At 61.4% G+C, this 18,299-nt stretch carries 20 protein-coding genes and 1 riboswitch; of the genes, 9 read left to right on the top strand and 11 right to left on the bottom strand.

Annotated features, from left to right (window positions below; translation table 11 throughout):
* Positions 1 to 423: 423 nt before the first annotated feature.
* Positions 424 to 1,800, top strand: coding sequence for a wax ester/triacylglycerol synthase family O-acyltransferase (locus QMA15_RS31830; protein ID WP_020906476.1), 1,377 nt, complete (start codon positions 424 to 426; stop codon positions 1,798 to 1,800).
* 18 nt (positions 1,801 to 1,818) lie between these two features.
* Here QMA15_RS31830 and QMA15_RS31825 read toward each other — a convergent pair whose 3' ends face one another.
* Genes QMA15_RS31825 through QMA15_RS31815 form a run of 3 tightly spaced genes read right to left on the bottom strand, consistent with a single transcriptional unit; the run spans position 1,819 to position 4,144 of the window.
* Positions 1,819 to 2,232, bottom strand: coding sequence for a PPOX class F420-dependent oxidoreductase (locus QMA15_RS31825; protein ID WP_029254625.1), 414 nt, complete (start codon positions 2,230 to 2,232; stop codon positions 1,819 to 1,821).
* A 55-nt stretch (positions 2,233 to 2,287) separates the two neighbouring features.
* A complete protein-coding gene (locus tag QMA15_RS31820) occupies positions 2,288 to 3,154 on the bottom strand; it encodes a hypothetical protein (protein ID WP_279163172.1) in 867 nt (288 codons plus the stop codon).
* Between the two features lie 12 nt (positions 3,155 to 3,166).
* Positions 3,167 to 4,144, bottom strand: a complete 978-nt coding sequence (locus QMA15_RS31815; RefSeq protein WP_256063669.1) for an HAD family hydrolase — start codon at positions 4,142 to 4,144, stop codon at positions 3,167 to 3,169.
* Positions 4,145 to 4,321: 177 nt separating this feature from the next.
* Here QMA15_RS31815 and QMA15_RS31810 point away from each other — a divergent pair, with 177 nt between their 5' ends.
* On the top strand, positions 4,322 to 6,682 hold the full coding sequence (locus QMA15_RS31810; RefSeq protein ID WP_256063668.1) for an arylsulfatase: 2,361 nt from the start codon (positions 4,322 to 4,324) through the stop codon (positions 6,680 to 6,682).
* A gap of 15 nt (positions 6,683 to 6,697) precedes the next feature.
* Here the strand turns inward: QMA15_RS31810 and QMA15_RS31805 are convergent, their stop codons facing one another.
* The 5 genes from QMA15_RS31805 to QMA15_RS31785 all read right to left on the bottom strand — a co-directional run bounded on the left by QMA15_RS31805 (position 6,698) and on the right by QMA15_RS31785 (position 11,408).
* The gene (locus tag QMA15_RS31805) at positions 6,698 to 7,471 is read right to left on the bottom strand and encodes an ABC transporter ATP-binding protein (protein WP_019747215.1); all 774 of its coding nucleotides are present in this window, start codon (positions 7,469 to 7,471) and stop codon (positions 6,698 to 6,700) included.
* Positions 7,468 to 8,508 (bottom strand): iron chelate uptake ABC transporter family permease subunit, encoded by a 1,041-nt coding sequence (locus QMA15_RS31800; RefSeq protein WP_020906481.1) that lies wholly within the window; start codon positions 8,506 to 8,508, stop codon positions 7,468 to 7,470. Before QMA15_RS31800 ends, QMA15_RS31805 begins: the two co-directional genes overlap by 4 nt.
* Complete coding sequence (locus tag QMA15_RS31795) at positions 8,505 to 9,257, bottom strand: class I SAM-dependent methyltransferase (RefSeq protein ID WP_020906482.1); 753 nt, start codon at positions 9,255 to 9,257, stop codon at positions 8,505 to 8,507. The genes QMA15_RS31800 and QMA15_RS31795 overlap by 4 nt, the downstream gene beginning before the upstream one ends.
* Positions 9,258 to 10,271 carry an ABC transporter substrate-binding protein gene (locus QMA15_RS31790; protein ID WP_029254630.1) on the bottom strand — a complete coding sequence of 338 codons (1,014 nt, stop codon included), beginning with the start codon at positions 10,269 to 10,271 and terminating at the stop codon, positions 9,258 to 9,260. It abuts the gene before it with no gap.
* Between the two features lie 57 nt (positions 10,272 to 10,328).
* Positions 10,329 to 10,510: riboswitch (cobalamin riboswitch) on the bottom strand.
* A 40-nt stretch (positions 10,511 to 10,550) separates the two neighbouring features.
* Positions 10,551 to 11,408 (bottom strand): SIP domain-containing protein, encoded by an 858-nt coding sequence (locus tag QMA15_RS31785; protein WP_279163173.1) that lies wholly within the window; start codon positions 11,406 to 11,408, stop codon positions 10,551 to 10,553.
* Positions 11,409 to 11,890: 482 nt separating this feature from the next.
* Between QMA15_RS31785 and QMA15_RS31780 the strand changes: the two genes are divergently transcribed.
* Positions 11,891 to 12,682 carry an SDR family oxidoreductase gene (locus QMA15_RS31780; protein ID WP_070387171.1) on the top strand — a complete coding sequence of 264 codons (792 nt, stop codon included), beginning with the start codon at positions 11,891 to 11,893 and terminating at the stop codon, positions 12,680 to 12,682.
* Positions 12,683 to 12,734: 52 nt separating this feature from the next.
* Here QMA15_RS31780 and QMA15_RS31775 read toward each other — a convergent pair whose 3' ends face one another.
* Positions 12,735 to 14,075, bottom strand: coding sequence for a DUF1254 domain-containing protein (locus QMA15_RS31775; protein WP_070387179.1), 1,341 nt, complete (start codon positions 14,073 to 14,075; stop codon positions 12,735 to 12,737).
* Between the two features lie 99 nt (positions 14,076 to 14,174).
* On the opposite strand from QMA15_RS31775, the gene QMA15_RS31770 reads away from it, so the two are divergent.
* The 4 genes from QMA15_RS31770 (at position 14,175) to QMA15_RS31755 (ending at position 16,731) form a co-directional block, all read left to right on the top strand.
* Positions 14,175 to 14,576, top strand: coding sequence for a nuclear transport factor 2 family protein (locus QMA15_RS31770; protein WP_029537656.1), 402 nt, complete (start codon positions 14,175 to 14,177; stop codon positions 14,574 to 14,576).
* 164 nt (positions 14,577 to 14,740) lie between these two features.
* A complete protein-coding gene (locus QMA15_RS31765) occupies positions 14,741 to 14,896 on the top strand; it encodes a DUF6131 family protein (protein WP_003945564.1) in 156 nt (51 codons plus the stop codon).
* 136 nt (positions 14,897 to 15,032) lie between these two features.
* The gene (locus tag QMA15_RS31760; protein WP_019747223.1) at positions 15,033 to 15,509 is read left to right on the top strand and encodes a hypothetical protein; all 477 of its coding nucleotides are present in this window, start codon (positions 15,033 to 15,035) and stop codon (positions 15,507 to 15,509) included.
* A gap of 64 nt (positions 15,510 to 15,573) precedes the next feature.
* Positions 15,574 to 16,731: an AI-2E family transporter gene (locus tag QMA15_RS31755; RefSeq protein WP_029254636.1), complete on the top strand. Its 1,158-nt coding sequence runs from the start codon at positions 15,574 to 15,576 to the stop codon at positions 16,729 to 16,731.
* Positions 16,732 to 16,738: 7 nt separating this feature from the next.
* On the opposite strand, the gene QMA15_RS31750 is transcribed toward QMA15_RS31755, so the two are convergent.
* On the bottom strand, positions 16,739 to 16,954 hold the full coding sequence (locus QMA15_RS31750; protein WP_080909041.1) for a hypothetical protein: 216 nt from the start codon (positions 16,952 to 16,954) through the stop codon (positions 16,739 to 16,741).
* Between the two features lie 187 nt (positions 16,955 to 17,141).
* Here QMA15_RS31750 and QMA15_RS31745 point away from each other — a divergent pair, with 187 nt between their 5' ends.
* Positions 17,142 to 17,411, top strand: coding sequence for a DUF4235 domain-containing protein (locus QMA15_RS31745; RefSeq protein ID WP_007734706.1), 270 nt, complete (start codon positions 17,142 to 17,144; stop codon positions 17,409 to 17,411).
* A 22-nt stretch (positions 17,412 to 17,433) separates the two neighbouring features.
* Here QMA15_RS31745 and QMA15_RS31740 read toward each other — a convergent pair whose 3' ends face one another.
* The gene (locus QMA15_RS31740; protein ID WP_019747226.1) at positions 17,434 to 17,841 is read right to left on the bottom strand and encodes a Rid family hydrolase; all 408 of its coding nucleotides are present in this window, start codon (positions 17,839 to 17,841) and stop codon (positions 17,434 to 17,436) included.
* A 111-nt stretch (positions 17,842 to 17,952) separates the two neighbouring features.
* Between QMA15_RS31740 and QMA15_RS31735 the strand changes: the two genes are divergently transcribed.
* Entirely contained in the window at positions 17,953 to 18,168 is a 216-nt protein-coding gene (locus QMA15_RS31735; protein WP_021333209.1) for a BldC family transcriptional regulator, read from the top strand.
* Positions 18,169 to 18,299 lie beyond the last annotated feature (131 nt).

Genomic DNA, 18,299 nt, shown 5'->3' with positions numbered 1-18,299 from the left:
AGTTGCGGTGGCGAGTGCGCCGAAAAGCCCACGCGACGTCGAACGTCGGGACATGTATTTCTCCTTTGGGTACAACCGACCAGTCGGGATTGTGATGATGAGTGACGGTAGTCACGTGTGACTTGGATGTACAGACAATTTGAAACAATTCCGACAAAAGTATTACTGCGATCGCCTTCGCTACTACTTGTGGCTGTGAGGATTGAAATTTGTTGCAGTGCTCTGTGTCTCGTCATTCGCCCACGAATCGCTGTGAGGTGCTACGACCCGAAAAGGCGTTCGTCGACGGGAATATCGGACTCCTGTCGAAATCGAGGGGGCAATGTTTTGTCGGAGTCGCCAATGAGGGAAGTCAGGGCGAGTAACTTTGTCGAACAGCGGCTGATCGGTACTCCGGGCAGCTGCCCGAGAGAACGGATCGCCATGACGCTGATGCTGCCGCTCGACTCGATGTTCCTGCTGATGGAGTCACGAGAGCATCCCATGCACGTCGGTGGACTGTCGCTTTTCGTTCCGCCGGAAGGAGACGACGGCGAATTCGCCAGGTCGCTCTACCGTTCGCTCACCGACGTCGACTCGATTCGCCCCCTCTTCCGCCGCAAGCCGGTGCAGTTCTTGTCGAACTTCGCGCCGGTGCGTTGGACGGAGGACACGGATGTCGATCTCGAGTATCACGTCCGGTTGCTCGCGCTGCCCAAGCCGGGACGAGTCCGCGAATTGCTCGAGCTGACCTCCATGCTCCACGGCACGCTGCTCGATCGGCATCGGCCGCTGTGGGAGGCGTATGTGATCGAAGGTCTCGCCGACGGCCGAGTTGCCGTGTACATGAAGACGCACCATGCACTCATGGATGGTGTGTCTGCTGTTCAGGCGTGGTACCGCAGCCTCTCGTCGGACCCGCTCGATCGAGAATCGATGCCTCCGTGGGCGCAGCGACCTTCTTCGGGGCGGGTTCGAGCCAGTCGCGGGCTGGACCTGCAGAGGCGGGTGGGCTCCGTGATCGAGACCGTGCAAGATGTGGTCGGGGTGGGCCCTGCGATTGTGAACGCCGCTGCCTCGGCGGTGAAGGACCACGTCGCACCGTTACCGTTTGCTGCTCCGAAATCGATCTTCAACGTCCCGATCACCGGCGCGAGGCGTGTCGCCGCGCAGTCGTGGCCGATCGAGCGCCTGCGCAAGGTCAGTTGCGTTGCAGACGTGACGCTCAACGATGCGGTGTTGGCTATGTGCGCGGGCGCGCTGCGGCGTTACCTGATCGAACTGGACGAGTTGCCGGACAAACCGTTGATCGCGATGGTGCCGGTATCACTTCGTAAAGGCGATGAGGGTGAGGCTTCCGGCAATGCTGTAGGTGCGGTGTTGTGTGATCTGGCAACCGAATTGGCGGATCCGGCGGCCAGACTTCAGAGAGTTCACGACTCGATGAGTAGCGCCAAGTCCCTGATGTCGGGCCTGACGCCCCTGCAGATCACGGCGCTCAGTGCATTGAATGTTGCCGGCCTCGGGTTGCCGCTGATCCCTGGTTCATCCCGACTGATCACCGGGCGCCCAGTCTTCAATCTGGTGATTTCCAACGTCCCCGGCCCGACGACGACGCGATACTGGAACGGCGCGAAGCTCGAGAGCTGCTATCCGGCATCGATTCCGTTGGACGGGCAGGCAATGAACATCACCGTCATCGGCTACGCGGACACCATGCAGTTCGGTCTCGTCGGCTGCCGCCGCAATGTTCCGCACCTGCAGCGGCTCCTGGGCCACCTCGAGGAATCACTGAGTGAACTCGAAGCCGCCGCAGGCTGATCAATTCGATTCGGGCATTCAGACGTCACGTCCGTTCACGACCAACTGGTGGACGTCCAGTTCTTTGTCGTCGAGGCCGAAGCTGATGATGCGTTCGGGGTGGATACGGATGATCGGTGCGTCGAGACCATGCGCACCAGCGCCCTCAACATCCAAAGCCTCTGCCCGTCCACGGATTTCGACGCACCTGACCCGCCATGGATCTACAGATGCGATGTCGTCCACGACAAACGCGACCCGCCCGTTCTCCGCGACATTGTGAAACTTACGGCTGTCCGTCATGTTGTAACCGCTGATGTCGATCGTGGCTGTATCCGGGTTGTAGTGGAATCCGACCGGACTGACTTGCAGCGTTCCATTCCGTTGAACCGTCGCGAGGCGTCCGAGAGTCTGTGTGGCCAGGTAGTCGAGTTCGATTCGGGTGAATGTCATGAAATCACGCTAGAACCTGAACTGCTGTAGAGGTCAAGATCTCCGAACGTGCAACTCATTCCGTCTCGTCAAGGCCCTCTTCTGCTTCGTCGACCCGGCGCTCGGCTTCGCGAAGCTCATCCTCGGACTCTCGAACCGCGACGCCGGCAGCCTTCTCGGTGTTCTTGGCGAACTGTCGTTCCTGTTCTGCGTGTTCGAGATCGGCGCGGAGTTCTTCGATGCGGCGGTCGAGGTCGGACAGCTTTGACCTGGCATCCTCGAACTGGGCGGTCTCGGCCTTGACCCGTCGTCGGATTTTCTCGAGGTCTGCCCTGGCTTCCTTCAATTCTGCTTTCGCCTTGGCTTGTTCGGCCTTGTGATCCGGAGCAGTGGATTTGGCCGGAGCGTTGTCTTCGGTGTGGATCGCAGGGGCATCTTGTACGGAATCCTCCTCCACTACAGCAAGTCCCGCCGGCCCGAAACCGCTGTAACTGGCAGCGGTCACAACTCGTCCGAGTCGGACCTGCGCGGCAGTCTCCTCGTCGGACAGGGCGGCATTGAGGGTCTGCGCGACATCACGTAACGCATCCTCACCGGCATTCTTTCCACGCGAAGCCGCGATCTCACCGGATTTGTGGGCGAGACTTCGCACCACCTGCTGCCTCTGTGTCGTCAGCCGTCGCAAGTCCTGACCTGAGAGATGGCGTTGGGCGTCGCGTAGCGATTCGCCAAGCGCGAGAAGTGCATCCAGATCTTCGGATAGATTGCGCGAAATGAGATTGACCAACCATCCCACGGTGGTTGGCTTCCGAAGTTTTCCGATCTCCGCGGCCAGTGTGCGGTCGTTGTCCTCCCGGGCAGCCTTCACATGCTTTGTACGCGCCTCGACGAACTCGCCGGGGTCGAGGCCGTAGAGTTCGTCGGCGACATCATCGAGGGTCACACGTCCATACTGTCATTCGGCGAGTGGTTCGAAGACTGTCTTCCAGTCGTTTTTGATGCTCACCACTGTCCACCCGTTTGCGCGCGAGGCGTCGAGTGCGTGCTCGGCTCCGTCCACGTAGTCGAACTCGCGTTCCGGATCGTCATGGAGCACCAGAAGACGAAGTGCCGGAATGTTCGGGTGTTCGGCGAACTGCAACATAGGTAGGTCACCGTTGCTGTTTCCGGCCGCGATGACAGGTCGTCGGCCGATTCGGTTCCATATCTGTACGGGCTTGGCCGGCCCGTCGTCGACGACATCGGTTTGGGGCTGACGAAGTATCGTGCCGCTGTGACCGTCGTCCTTCCACGTCAATGCCACGCCGCTGCCGATGACGCGATCTCGGGGGATGCCGTAGACCTCCTGACTGATCGGCCGCATGAAATCACGTCCGCCGCCAGAGACTATGTAGTTGGAGAAGCCTTTGGCCGCAAGGTAATCGAGCAACTCCACCATGGGTGAATAGCTGCAGTGCAAATATTTGCGATCGAGAGTGGGATGCGAAGCAGTGCGCAGGTAGGTATCGGCGTGGGTTTCGAATTCGTCGACTGTGACTTCGGCGAATGCCGCCAGGACACCGGCCGCGAGCACCTTCAGTGCGCTGTCGTCGCCGCGATAGTGCTTCGAGATCACATCGTTCAACCAGACGTAATCCTGTTCGAACGCCGCCTGCCACGGTTGACGGTTGCGAAGAGTCGGATCCTGGTTGGTCATCTCGACGAGGCGGCGCAAGATGAAGTCGAGTTGGATCGGCATCGGCTTCTCACACCACAGAGTTCCGTCGTTGTCGAAGACTGCGATCCGGTCTTCCGGTGCGATTTCTTCCGGACTTCCCTCAGTCGTCGCGCGTTCGACGAATTGCCTGATGGCCTGTTTCGGCGTGCCGTCCTGCCAGCTCGGAAGCGGGTCAGGGTTATCGGAGGTGGAGGCTTCAACGAATTGACTGCTCATGTGGTCCCTGGCTTCCAGTGAGGCGATGACAGACCCGGCACTTTCATACTCGGACCTCCTGCCGAAGATGGCATCGCCCATTTCGGGCGACAGCGCTTCGGTGAGCACAATCGGGGTATGCGATTGACCATGCAGCCGTAGAGGCTGGCATTCAGATCACCTACAAGGAGCCAGGTCATGGCCAACGCATTCAAAGGCGTCGTCAACCTCGATATTCGCGATTCGATTCCCGACTGGAGCCCGTACGAGCAGCCGAAGGCTGCCGCCGGCACGCCTAACATTCTCTACATCGTTCTCGACGACGTCGGATTCGGCGCCTTGGGTTGCTACGGGGGACCGATCGAGACGCCGAACATCGACCGCATCGCGGGCAACGGATTGCGGTACGGGCAGTGGCACACCACAGCGCTGTGCTCACCGACGCGATCGTGTCTGCTCACCGGCCGGAACCACACGACCAACGGAATGGCTTGCATCAGTGAGTGCGCGGTCGGGTTTCCTGGCGGGAACGGTCACATCCCTCCCGAATGTGCCACGCTCGCCGAGGTTCTGGTCGAGCAGGGGTTCAGTACCGCGATGGTCGGGAAATGGCACCTCTGCGCCGAAGACGAGATGAATCTTGCTTCCACGAAACGGAATTGGCCGGTCGGTCGCGGATTCGAGCGGTTCTACGGGTTTCTCGGTGCCGAGACCAATCAGTGGTATCCCGACCTCGTCCACGACAACCACCCCGTCGAACAGCCGTCGACGCCGGAAGAGGGGTATCACTTCAGCGTCGACATCACCGACAGAGCGCTCGAATACATCGGCGACGTGAAGTCGATAGCTCCGGACCGGCCTGTATTTCTCTACTACGCACCCGGGTGCGCACACGCTCCACATCACGCGCCCCGCGAATGGGCCGATCGCTACGCAGGCAGGTTCGACGCAGGGTACGAAGCCATGCGGGATGAGATTCTGGCGAGGCAGAAGGACATGGGACTTGTCCCGAACGACACGACTCTGCCCTCACTCAACCCGATAGGCACTCCTGACACCCGCACCGGACCTGGCGGCGAACCGTTCCCGCCGCTGGATTTCACCCGCCCCTGGGACACCCTGTCCGCTGACGAGCAACGACTGTTCTCACGGATGGCGGAGGTGTACGCGGGCTTCCTCTCGCACTGCGACGATCAGATCGGACGCCTGCTCGAATACCTCGAAGAAATCGAGCAGCTGGACAACACGATCATCGTGGTGGTTTCCGACAACGGTGCCAGCGGTGAGGGCGGACCCGACGGTTCAGTCAACGAGAACAAAATCGCGAACGGGGTACCCGACGACCTCGCCGAGAACCTGGCAAAGCTGGACGAGTTGGGCAGCACCGAGACGTACAACCACTATCCCAACGGGTGGGCGATGGCGTTCAACACGCCCTTCAAGATGTGGAAGCGGTACTCGTTCAACGGCGGAACCTGCGACCCCTGCATCATCTCGTGGCCGGAGGGTATCGACGCCCGAGGCGAGATTCGAGATCAGTACCACCATGCCATCGACGTCGTCCCGACTCTGCTCGACTGCGTCGGTGTCGACTTGCCCGACACGGTGAAGGGATACACCCAGCACCCGATCCAAGGCGTGAGCATGCGGTACAGCTTCGACGCCGGCAACATCCCCACCGCCAAGCACACCCAGTTCTATTCGATGCTCGGAGGACGAGGGATTTGGCATGACGGGTGGAAGGCCGTCACCACGCACCCGACTCTGAGCGGGTGGGGTCATTTCTCCGAAGACACCTGGGAGCTCTACCACACGGAGGTGGACCGAGCCGAGCTCCGGAACCTTTCCGGCGAAGAACCCGGCAGGCTCGCCGAGCTCGTGGGGTTGTGGTTCCACGAGGCCGGCGCCAATCAAGCTCTGCCACTGGATGATCGGTCAGGTGTCGAACTCCTCACCACACCTCGCCCCCAGCTGGCTCCGCCGCGCAACCGGTACGTCTACCGTCCAGGGGGAGCCGAGGTACCGGAAGCCGTCGCTGTCAACCTTCGTAATCGTTCATACTCGATCGGGGCAGTTGTCGACTTGGCCGAACCGGGTGCGGCCGGCGTGCTCTTCTCTCATGGTGGCAGGTTCGGTGGTCATTCGCTGTACGTCAAGGACAACCGACTGCATTACGTGTACAACTTCCTCGGCAGTGAACAGCAGAAGATCGATGCCACCGAAGACCTTCCCATCGGCGAAAATGTAATCTTGGCAGCAACTTTCGACAAGGAAGGTGAGGATCCGCCGGGCACTGCGCACGGGGTGCTCGGCCTCTACTACGGCGATCGTAAAGTCGGTGAGGGCAGAATCCGCACTCAGCCAGGCAAGTTCAGCATCGGCGGCGGCGAAGGGCTCAATGCTGGCCGTGACAGCGGGGAGCCTGTGACCGACGACTACCCGGGTACCTCACCATGGGCGTTTACCGGTGGAACGCTCAGCCGGGTGGCGATCGACGTCAGTGGGGAACCGTACGTCGACCTCGAACGCGAAGCAGTGGCGATGCTCTCGCGTGAATGACAGATCTGCGTGCGTCTAATCCGAGCTGGGTGGAAGGTATCTCACGGTGGGTACTCCGCCGGGACCGTCCAGGCGGACTTCGGCATCGACCTGGTAGACCTCGGCTATCAGGTCGGCGGTGAGGACCTCGGTCGGGCTTCCGTGGGCAACGATGGAGCCACGGTTCAGCATCACTATCGAATCGCAGAACATGGCGGCCAGATTCAGATCGTGCAATGCCATGATCGTGGTGGTGGGCAGGCGACGCACGAGCGCGAGCAATTCGAGTTGATGGTTGATGTCCAGGTGATTGGTCGGTTCGTCGAGCAGCAACTCGTGAGGTTCCTGAGCGAGGGCGCGCGCGATCTGCACGCGTTGGCGCTCCCCGCCGGACAGGGTGTGCCACGACCGGTCGAGCATCCCGGAGAGGTTGGTGTGTTCGATCGCCGCGCGGACGGCGTCGCGGTCGGAACCTGAATGCCCGCCCCACAATCCGCGGTGCGGGGTGCGTCCCAATTCGACGACCTCGGCTACCGTCAGGTCGATCTCCGTGTTGCTGTGCTGATCGACGGTGGCAATCCGACGCGCGACATCTCGGCGTTTCCAATCAGGCAACGGAGTTCGGTCCAGAGTCACCTCCCCGATTGTCGGACGGTTCTGCCCGGCAAGCAGTTTCAGCAGTGTCGATTTTCCCGAACCGTTGGGGCCGAGAAGCCCCACCGTACTTCCGACGGTGGGGGACACGTCGAGGGCGTCGACTATGAGCGCCCCGCCGACCCGCCAGCTGACACCGGCCGCTTCGAGTGTCATGGCCTGGCCTTTCGTCTCCAGAGGATGACGGCAAACGCAGGCACACCGACCAACGCGGTTACCACACCGGCCGGGAGTTCCTGCGGCGCAATGGCTGTACGTGCCACGGCGTCGACCCAGACCAGGAAGATCGAGCCGATCAGTGCGGACGCGGGCAGCAGTCGCCGATGGCTCGGACCGACGAGAGCCCGTGCCGCATGCGGGAGGACGAGGCCCACAAAGCCAATGGCGCCTGCGACGCTCACGATCACCGCCGTCATCAAAGCTGTTGCCAACAACAGGGTCACGCGCACCCGCCACACGTTCACCCCCAGCGACGACGCCGCGTCCTCGCCGAAGGCAAAGGCGTCGAGTGCGCGGGAGTGAGTCAGACAGACCACGAGGCCGACGGCGACCACCGCAGCGCAGAGCGCGACGTCGAGCCAGTCGGCGCCGCCGAGTGAGCCCAGGAGCCAGAACATCACGCCGCGAGTCTGCTCGGGATCGGCCGAGGTGATCACGATGAACGAGGTGAGCGCCGAGAACAGTTGGGTCGCGGCGACTCCGGCCAGGATCACCCGATCCGGCGTGCCGCCGGCCGCATGGGCGAGCAGCAACACAAGGGCGAAGGAGATCACCGCGCCGATGAAAGCGCCGCTCGACAAGCCGATCACCCCCGACCCGACTCCGAGGATCACGATCAGTACGGCACCGGTCGAGGCGCCGGACGAGATACCGAGGACAAATGGATCAGCCAGTGGATTGCGAAGCAGAGACTGCATGATCGCCCCGCACAGCCCGAGGCCCGCACCGCAGAGCGCGGCGAGCAGAGTACGTGGCAGACGAAGATCCCACACGATGCCGTCGCGGATAGGGGTGACGTCCGCCGCGGTACCGCCGAGATGGCCGACGACAATCGAGGCCACCTCACCGACCGACAGACCGGCCGGCCCCAACGTGATCGCCACGGCGGCCGACCCGGCCAGCGTGACAACACCGATCACCCACAGCAGGGTGACGGTCGTCGGGTTGTCACGCAGGCGAACTCTTGTCGTCATCTCACGCCGTAGACCACGTAGTCGTCGAACAGTTGCCAGACCGTTCCCGACTCTCGAAAACCTGCTTGCGCGAGCGCCGCCAACTGGAAGTCGACGGCAGTGGGCGCGGTAGCGTCGCGTCCGGCGAATCTGCGCTCACGCTCGTCGGTCAGTGGTCCGATGCCGGGAGTTGCCCGCAACTCCTCCCACCAGCTGTCCCACTCGGGAGCGCCGGCAGCAAAGGCGGAGCGTTGCGTCTGCTCGTCGTGAGCCTTCGCCCATCGACCGATGACGGGGGAGCGGCTGTCGAAGCGGAAGTGATCACCGTTGAGCAGGACTCCGTCAGGGCTCAGCAGTTCGCGGCACTGCCGGTACACCTCGACGAGCTGTTGCGGTTGTAACCAGTGCAGCGCAGTTGTCGACACTATCGCCTGCACCGGTGCAGTCACCGAAGTCGGCCAATCGGTGCTCAGCAGGTCTGCGTCGACCAGCTGCAGTCGGTCACCGAAACGAGTCGACGACTGACGGGCGACTTCCAGCAGCATCGGGTCGTAATCGATCCCCACAACGCTCGCGTGCTTGAACTTCTCGAGGATCCGGGCGCTCAGTGAGCCCGGCCCGCAGGCCAGGTCGACAACCGTGAACGGGGTGTGCGCGTACTGCAATTCGAGAACGTCGAGAATCGCGTCGAATCGCTTTTCGCGGTCGGCGATGTATGCCGCCTGCTGGTCGTCCCACTGACGCACCAGTTCACTGATCTCCGCGGACATCTAGACCACACCCAACTGGCGCAGCCCGTCGGAGAGCTGTTCGATGCCACCGACATTGCGGATCGAGGGATCCATCGTCGTTCCCTCGAGGATGATGTAACGCTTGTTCTTCACTGCGGTGAGCTTGCTGGCGACCGGGTCCGATTCGAGGAACGCGATCTTGTCTGCGGCACTGTCGCCGTCTCCGCCGCGGTCGAGATCTGCGAGCACCAGCACGGTCGGGTCTCGATCGAGCACACTCTCCCAACCGATTTCGGGCCAGTACTGTTTGTTGTCGTCGAAGGCGTTCTTCGCGCCCACCGCGTCGGTCATGATTCCCGGTGCACCGCAGCACCCGGCGAAGTACGGAGTCTTCGTGGCTGCGTACCACCACGCCAGCGTCACGTTTTCGGCTCCCAGCGACGCCGTGGCGGTGGCCGCGCGATCCTTCAAACTCTCGGTCAGCTCGACACCTTTGTCCTTGACGTCGAACAGTGTTGCCACGTCGCCGATTTCGGCGTACAAGTCGTCGAGTGTGAGGGCCTTGCTCTGCTCGGCATCCTGACCGGTGCACTCGCTGGGCGACTGGTACGTCGCGACCCCGAGGTCGGTGAACTTGGTCCGGTCGGCGATGCCTTCCGAGGTGAACGTGTAATTGAAGGTCGTGTAGACCATGTCCGGTTCGCGTTCGAGGACACTCTCGAAGGACGGGAACTCGGTGTCGAAAGCTTGAACCTGACTGCGTGCCTCACGTAATTCGGGGAGTACGTCGTCGTCGCTCATGGCGTAGCCGGCCATCCGGTCCTGCACTCCCAGTGCGAACAGCATTTCGGCCGCAGGCTGATTTACCGCGATCGCCCGTTCGATCGGTCGCTCCACCGTGACGTCTCGGCCACAGTTCTGGACTGTCACGCGCGATTGTTCGGAAGAGTTGGATTGTTGGGCAGCACTGTCGTCGGAGGAGCAGGCAACCAACGACGCGCTCAACAAGGCCGCGACGGCAGCGGCGGGTAGGCGAAGTCTGGACAGACGCATGGAATCTCGTTCTCGCAGGGGCTCGTTCGCGGAGCCCGTTACCGTGTGAACAGGCGCCTGTTGACCCCTGCTGCCAGCCGGTATTCGGACTCGAGATCGCCCCACCCGAGCGCCTTCCCAGATTTTCATCCAGTGGCGTAAGCCCGGGCGGTCACCCTCACCGCTGCGCGTCAGTTCCGGATTCACACCGGATTCCCTGACCCCCTGTGTGGAGGTCCGCTGGCACAGAGGAACTTATCACCGCAGTGCACGGCCGGTCAGGTCGGCCGGTGTACGCGATCAGATCTCGATGGCCAGGTCGTCGATGTCGGTCAGGGTTCCACCGCCGGCGAGGATTCGCTCGTAGTTCTCGCGCCGACGGAGGTCGATTTCGGTGTTGCTGATGCCGCGCTTCCAGTAACCGAATATCGCGACGTCGTCTTTGTCGAGTCCGACGGTCGACCGAAAGTGCTTACGGATTGCGCGCATCTCGTTGCGTTCACCGGCTCCCCACACGACGTAGCTCGCGGGATCGGCGAGCTCGCGTGCTCGTACCGCCAGTGGGCCGTCGGGCTCGGCGAGATCTGCGCTCACGCGGTGAAGCTCCAGGCCGGGGAGGGCGGGCAGTTCGGCGAAAGCGACCTCGTCATCTGTTGTGACCCAGCCGATTCCGACCACGTCGGTAGGTAGCTGCTCGATGATCGAGTACAGCGCAGGTATTGCGGTGCCGTCCAGAAAAAGTGCGATCCGTCGACCTGGAACGTCGGGGACCAAGAAGTGTGGTCGCGGACCGGTGAGACCGAAGGTGTCACCGATGGTCAACGCCGCTGCCCACCTCATCATCGGGCTGGTCTGTCCGTGCAGGACCACGTCGATGACGATCGATCCGGTGGCGGAATCGTAGGAACGCACCGTGTACACACGCGAAGCGTCGTCGAAATTGGGCCCGAGATTCATTCGTACGGTGATGTTCGGGCGTGACCAGGTCGGATCGTCGGTCGACTCCGTCAAACGAGCCGTGATCCGCAGCAGGTGGTCGCTCGGTCGCTCCATTGCTTCGACGACGGCGAGAACGTCGTTGAGTCCGCGATTGTGGTCAGCGGTTCGTAGGACGCTCGCCCGGGGAGTTGTTGTGCTCGTGGCGTCTGCATGTGTCATCGACTGTGCTCCTGGATCGGGTTTTCGAGATGCCATCAGGTTAGTGCTGCCTAAGTCGGCACAGTTGTCCAGAAGTGACATCTGATTACCTGAATCAAACCTGCGTCGCGAACAACGCGTTTGAGCGACTTGTACTCGCGCTGCTACGGTGCCTGTGATGTCCATACGCCGCTGTACTCTCGATTCCGGCCGTGCACTGCGCACGGCCCGATTCGGCGTAGCGACATTCCGCCGGGGGCGTAAGGCGATCGACCGCCGCCCCTCTGGTCTTGTCTGGATCGAAAGAGCCTTGGCCGCACCGGCCGGATCCGTCTGACATTCGCCACTTCGGCGAGCATTACCTCGCTGAGATTTCGCAGTGCCACACCTGTTGCAGTGCTGCGTATTTCCCGTACCTGAAGTTTCTCGCGGGTGAGTTGTGAGTGTCGGCGCCGCCGAGCCTGGATTACCAGCCAACTCGTTTTCGTGAAAGGTACACAGCAATGAATCGTTTCGAAGGTCGTCGTATTCTCGTCACCGGCGCAGGATCGGGAATCGGGCAGGCCACCGCGCTGCGGTTGCTCGCCGAAGGTGGCCGCGTGGTCGCTGCCGACATCTCCGAGAAGGGTCTGGCAGACACCCGGAAGTCGGCTGAACATGCCTCGACGGAGGGTCGTCTCGACACCGTCGTCGTCGATATCGGTGACGAGAGTTCCGTCATCACGGTTGTGGGTCAGGCAATTTCGGCTCTCGGGGGATTGGACGTACTGGTCAACGCCGCCGGGATATTGCGAGGCGGGCACACCCACGAGACCTCACTGGACTTGTGGAATCGGGTGATCTCCGTGAACTTGACCGGCACCTTCCTCGTCACTCGTCAGGCACTGCCAGCTCTCCTGGCCACCGGCAACGCAGTGGTGGTGAATTTCAGCTCCACCTCCGCAGCCTTCGCGCACCCGTACATGGCCGCATATGCGGCGAGTAAGGGAGGAATCCAGTCCTTCACTCACGCACTGGCTCTCGAATACGGCAAGCAGGGTCTGCGCGCCGTCGCGGTAGCTCCGGGCAGTGTGAAGAGCGGGATCACCGACACCACGGCGTCGTACCTGCCGGAAGACACCGACTGGTCGCTCTTCGGCAAGCTGTCGCCAATTCTGAGCACTGATCTGGAGTCCGGTGGTGCTCCCATGGCCGGGCCGGAAAGTGTTGCGGGAGTTATCGCGATGCTGGCATCCGACGATGGTGCCTTCATCACCGGCACGGAGATCCGTGTGGACGGCGGCACTCACGCCTGATTCTGTGTCCGTCTGACGGCCTGGCCTGGGGCAGGCCGTCAGACGTGAGCCGTCATTCTCGCGAGCGAGTGATAGCGGGGACGACGTAGGACTGATCGAGTACGGCGGGCGAAGGTTCGTACATTCTCAGGACCGGTCGGAAGTCTCCGCGCGGGCAGGGGAGCCAGTTCGCCTTCGCCGTGGCATCTTTCGGCTCCTCGTGACTGATTGTGATCGTCAACGCACCGTCGGCGTCGTGGACGATGCCGGGAGTGCGGTCGCCGATCGAGTATCGGTCGATGGGGTTCGCCACGAGGAAGAAGTCCGGCACCGAGTACATCGTCAGCGACCAGAAGGCGCTCACCGGCGGAGTGGGGTCGAGTCTGATCGTGTAGGTGCGGTTTCCGTTCAATTGCGTTCCCTGATCGTCGACGTAGGTCATGATGTACGCCGCTTCGTAGGGGTGGTTGCCCCACAGCCCGCCCTTGGCCGCCGCCGCTCGTTCGATGATTCGCAACCTGGGATCGGCGATCTTGAATTGTGGATCGTCGATTGCACCGACCTCGAAGTAGTCGAGGTTGTAGTCGAAGGCGTGGAAAGTCAGCTTCCAACCGTTGGCCTCGGGGCTGGAGCCGTGCGTGAGTGCTTCGTGCAGATTCTTCTCTCCGGCGGTCAACCCGTCTGCGAGCGCCGCAGCGTCGTCGGCAGACAGCGATACATAGGGAGAGGCCCCGTGCTCGGTGACTCCGATCGGTGAGAACGAATCCTGGAGTTCTCGATCGCGCGGGGCCGGCGGAAAGGCCCGCGACCAGATGCGGAGTTTCTCGAGGAAGAGGAGGTCCTGGCTGACCTCGGAGTCGGGGACCGGTAGACCGGCCGGAGCCCCGGCGGAGTCGACGACGGTCAGGGTGGTGGCGTCCTGCAAGGCGTGGACGGCGGGGAGGTCGTCGTCGCCGCCGCACGCCCACCGACCGACGATCGATGCAACGGTCGTGGGAAATCTGATCACTGTGGTCTGGGTGGTCGGGGTTCCGGTCCAGGTGGGTGGGACGAGAAGGAAGTCTCCGCTCTTGGTGCCGGTGGCACGGTGCCCGACGTAAGCGAAATTGTTTGTCCAGGCGTCGACGAACTGGAGGACGTAGTAACGGCCATCGGTATCGGGGACGTGCAGCGCAACGGGGCCGACAGAAAGGTCGATCTGCGCCATGGAATACACGGTGTCGTTGTTGATCGTGACAAAAGTATCTGCCGGGCCGGCGAGTGTGCGGGCGTGACTGAAGGTGTTGAAAGGTGCGGCGGGGTTCGCTCCGACACCGTCGTGAACGTACCGATGGACCTGGTCGAGATTGAAAACGAGGGGAAATCCGTAGATGTACGCCTGAGCTGCAAGCTCGGTGCGACTGGTGTCTGTCATCTCTGCCCTCTCGTAGTTCGTCGGTTCGACGTCCACCTTGCGGGAACCCTGCCGTCGAGGCATCACCCGCCGAGGGTGACGACGGTAGAGGGAGAGGCCATGTCGGATCAGGAAACAGCGGTGCTGACTGCAACTGCAGACGAGTGGAACGTCGCGATGTGCTCGAACGACGCCGAACGGATCGGCGACTTCATGGCCGACGACTGGGTGATCGTCTCGGAGTCCGGGGTGTCCACCAAGGCGGAGTTTCTGGGTTTCGTGGCCTCTGGCGACCTGACTCATTCGGCGATGGATCGCGTCGGGCGCGCTCGCGTGCGTTTCTTCGGTGACGTTGCGCTTTTCACCACGCGGATCACCAATACTGCGCACTACGACGGAAGGCAGTACGACGCCGAGGAGTGGACCACCGACGTGTTCGCCCGGCGAGACGGTCGTTGGCGCTGCGTGTTGAGCCACATCACGCCGGCCGTCGAGGCCAAGATCGAAGGCATCGAACCGTGAGGGATAAGAAAAAGAAAGGCCAATGTTTTAACGCCGACATTATTGGGTAGTAATACGAGTTTCGTATTGATGATGTCGATTATCGGATTTCTTGATTGTGAAGTTTTTGTAGTAGCGTCAGTTGAGTAGATCATTTCTATACGCATACCGGATGAGGTTCTCACATGATTGTTCTCGGCATTATTCTGGCGTTGATCGGCTTTTTCACGGGGTTGAGCATTCTGACCACCGTCGGCATCATTTTGGTCGTCGTAGGTGCAGTTTTGTCCATCCTCGGCGCTACCGGGCGTGCAGTGGGCGGACGAAAAGTCTGGTATTGATCGATACTGCGCGAGTAGCTGAGAAGGCGGTACCTGATCTCTTCGGAGATCGAGTACCGCTTTTTCGTTCTCCAATTGATTTTCGGTGTCTCTACCCGAAATTATCGCTCTGAGCTGCGTCGGGTAAACATGAAGGATGCTTTCTCGAGATCATGCGGAAGAGAAACCTGTGGAGAGATTCAGGTTTCCTCGCAGATGGAATCAAGTTGACGAGTCACGCCGCGGTTTGGTGTTGGCGTGGGTGGCCTTCACACTGACGTTCGGTGGAGCACGTCTGGTGACCTGGTTGATCCAGATCGACACCAGGGACGTCGGCGACATCAGTGCCGGTGGGACGCACCTTCACCATTACCTGTGGGGAATTCTCCTGTTGGCCGGGGTGGCGATCTTCGGCCTCGTAGACCGAAGCCCTCGCGCACGAACATGGATGGGCATCGCGTTGGGTATTGCACTCGGGCTCATCGTCGACGAGGCCGCGTTGCTGATCACTCTCGACGACGTCTACTGGCAGAGCGACGGTTGGCCCAGTATCGCCATCGCAGTGTCCATCATCGGAGTTGTGGGAACCGGGCTGGCACTGACCCGAAGCGGAGCGGAGAGGCCTCGAGGTTGATCCGACTACGGCACGGGTACTCACTCCCGTGCCGGGAAGTCGCGCGGATCGTGAGGTGGCTTGAATGGATCCCAGTTCCGCAGACCGTTCACCGGACTCCGAAAGTGAAGTCCAAGCCGTAGATCCGATGGCGGAAGCGGAACGCGAAGCCGCAGCATTGGCGACGCCTGTCCGGCCGCTGGGTGAGCCCGGACCGAGATTCGACCGTCGGTCACCGTTCTTCATCGGTCTGAGCGCCGCGGCCGGAGTTGCCGTGACTTATGCGGTGATCGAAGTGCTGCTTGCGGCGCGAGGCATGCTGATCCTGATCGTGGTCGCGCTGTTTCTCGCGGTGGGCATCGAACCGATGATCGTCTGGCTGGAGCGGAGACATTTCCGGCGCTGGATCGCAGTCACCGTGGTACTCCTCGGAATTGCAGTGATGTTGGCGCTGTTTCTCGTTGCTGCGATCACCCCGCTGGTCGAGCAGGGACGTCAGTTTGCATCGCACGCTCCCGAACTCCTGACACACATTCGTGACCGGTATCCGATCGTCAACGACCTCGATGAGAAGTATCACCTCGAGCAGCACCTCACCACACAACTGGATGGTTCGGGTTCTGCGCTCGCGACGGGTTTGCTCGGTGCGGGGCGGGCGGTGTTCAGCGCAGTCGCCGACGCCGGAATCGTTGCTGTACTGACGACGTACTTCTTGATCGACTATCCACGAATCCGCACGAATCTGTATCGGCTGGTGCCACATTCGCGGCGGCCCCGAGCAATCGCCATCGGTGATCAGATACTGGCAGGTGTGGGTGGGTACGTCCTCGGCAATGTTCTGATCTCCGTGATCACCGCAGTGTGCACCTTCGCGTGGTTGTTGATCTTCGACGTGCCGTACCCGTTGATCCTGGCGCTGCTGGTCGCTCTGCTCGATCTGATCCCGATAGTCGGTTCCACGATCGCAGGGGTTATCGTCGCCCTGGTCTCCCTGACAGTCTCTGTCCCAACGGCATTGGCGACAGTTGCATTCTTCATCGCGTTACGTCTGCTCGAGGACTACCTGCTCGTTCCGAAGATCATCGGGAAGACGGTAGCGGTCCCGGCGTTGGTGACTGTGGTCGCGGTCCTGTTGGGCGGAGCGTTGCTCGGTATTGTCGGTGCGTTGCTGGCGATTCCAGTCGCTGCGGCCTTGCTGTTGCTCGCAAGAGAAACGCTCTTCCCCCGCCTCGACGCTTCTTGACCGGTTTCTATCGGACGCTTCGCGCGCGACGCCGCGAAGCAGGATTCGGCTTGGGGCACATCCGAGTCGGGATGGTTTCCCCTTCGTCGGTGATACGGAATACCGATACTTTCTCGCTACACCCGTGATTCAGATCGACCGCGTATGCGATGGCGGCGCGATCCGAGACGAAATCTTCCATCACCGTAGTACCGTCCGGTAGTTCGATTCTGTAGTTTTCCATGACTTACACAACCTTCTTTCGCTAAGACGATCCTACCCGGCCCGCGAAATGGCAAACCGTGGAACATAACGTGCGACAGTCAACTTCGCGCCGCGCCGGTGCAATGTTTCGACAGTTCGCCTGTGGGGTAGTGAGAGTCGGTCAGCCCGCTCAGGCGGTACGAATCGAACCATGGAGGATCCGCGCAATGAGCGCAGTATCGAAAGCGATGTACAAGCCACTCTCACTGGCGACGAGCGTCCTCGGCGGCATTTTGGCCGGTGCCGTCTTCCAGCAGGTGTGGAAGCGCATCGGTGACGACAAGAATGCGCCCGAGCCAAAAGATTTGAGCAGGTCGAGTAAGGAAGTCCTGATCGCCGCCGCCCTGCAGGGAGCCATCTTCGCTGTTGTGCGAGCCGCTGTGGATCGTGCGGGGGCAAAGGGCTACCAGGCCCTTGCTCACGAAGATCCCCGGTAGGAACGCCCGGTTCGGTTCGAGTTCAGTCGACGACGGCCGCGATTGCCTCGATCTCGACCAGTTGATCGTCGTAACCGAGAACGGTCACACCCATCAGAGTGCTTGGGGCGTCGTGATCACCGAACGCGTCGCGGACTACCTCCCACGCCGCAACGAGGTCGGCTTGATTGCTCGACGCCACCAGGACGCGGGTGTTGATCACGTCGGTGATGGACGCGCCCGCGTCCGAGAGAGCTGTTCTCAGGTTGTCGACGGCCTTGGCTGCCTGTCCTGCGTAGTCGCCGATGGCGGCAGTGGAGCCGTCCTCGTTCAACGGGCAGGATCCGGCCAGGAAGATCAGTCGAGCCTCGGCGGGAGCCGTTGCTGCATAGGCGTATTCAGCGACCGATGAGAGTGATGTGGAACGGATCAGAGTTACCGACTTCGACATATTTTCCCCAAGGAATAGTAAAGTTTTGCAGCGAGTCTTTCACAGCGCGCCAGGGGTTGCCAATTCATTGTCGGACCCATCCATCCACGCTACGGCTACGAATCACTGTCAATGAGCCGAGAAGAAGAGCACGCAGCATCTGTCGACGAATGGCTGACAACCAAACAGGTTGCCGCACTGTTCCATGTCGACAGGACCACGGTGTCCAGGTGGGCGAGGGAGGGCAAGGTCGGCACTCTGAGAACGCTTGGCGGACATCGGAGATACCGACGTTCGGAGATCGAGAAGTTGTTGCGCAACCGTTTGACGACGCTTGATCCGAACTAGCCTCCGACATGAAACAGACAGGTCGCCGAGCACGATGAGGGCTCGGCGACCTGTCTGGTCAGGATGAAGTAATTACGCCTTGGGGACGCGGATGATGAGTGCGTCGCCTTGTCCGCCGCCGCCGCAGAGTG

Origin of the sequence: Rhodococcus sp. APC 3903, from assembly GCF_030407755.1 — a bacterium.
Taxonomy (GTDB): Bacteria; Actinomycetota; Actinomycetes; order Mycobacteriales; family Mycobacteriaceae; genus Rhodococcus_F; species Rhodococcus_F erythropolis.
The sequence above is the reverse complement of the archived record's forward strand: the minus strand, read 5'-3'. Positions and strand labels throughout refer to the sequence as shown.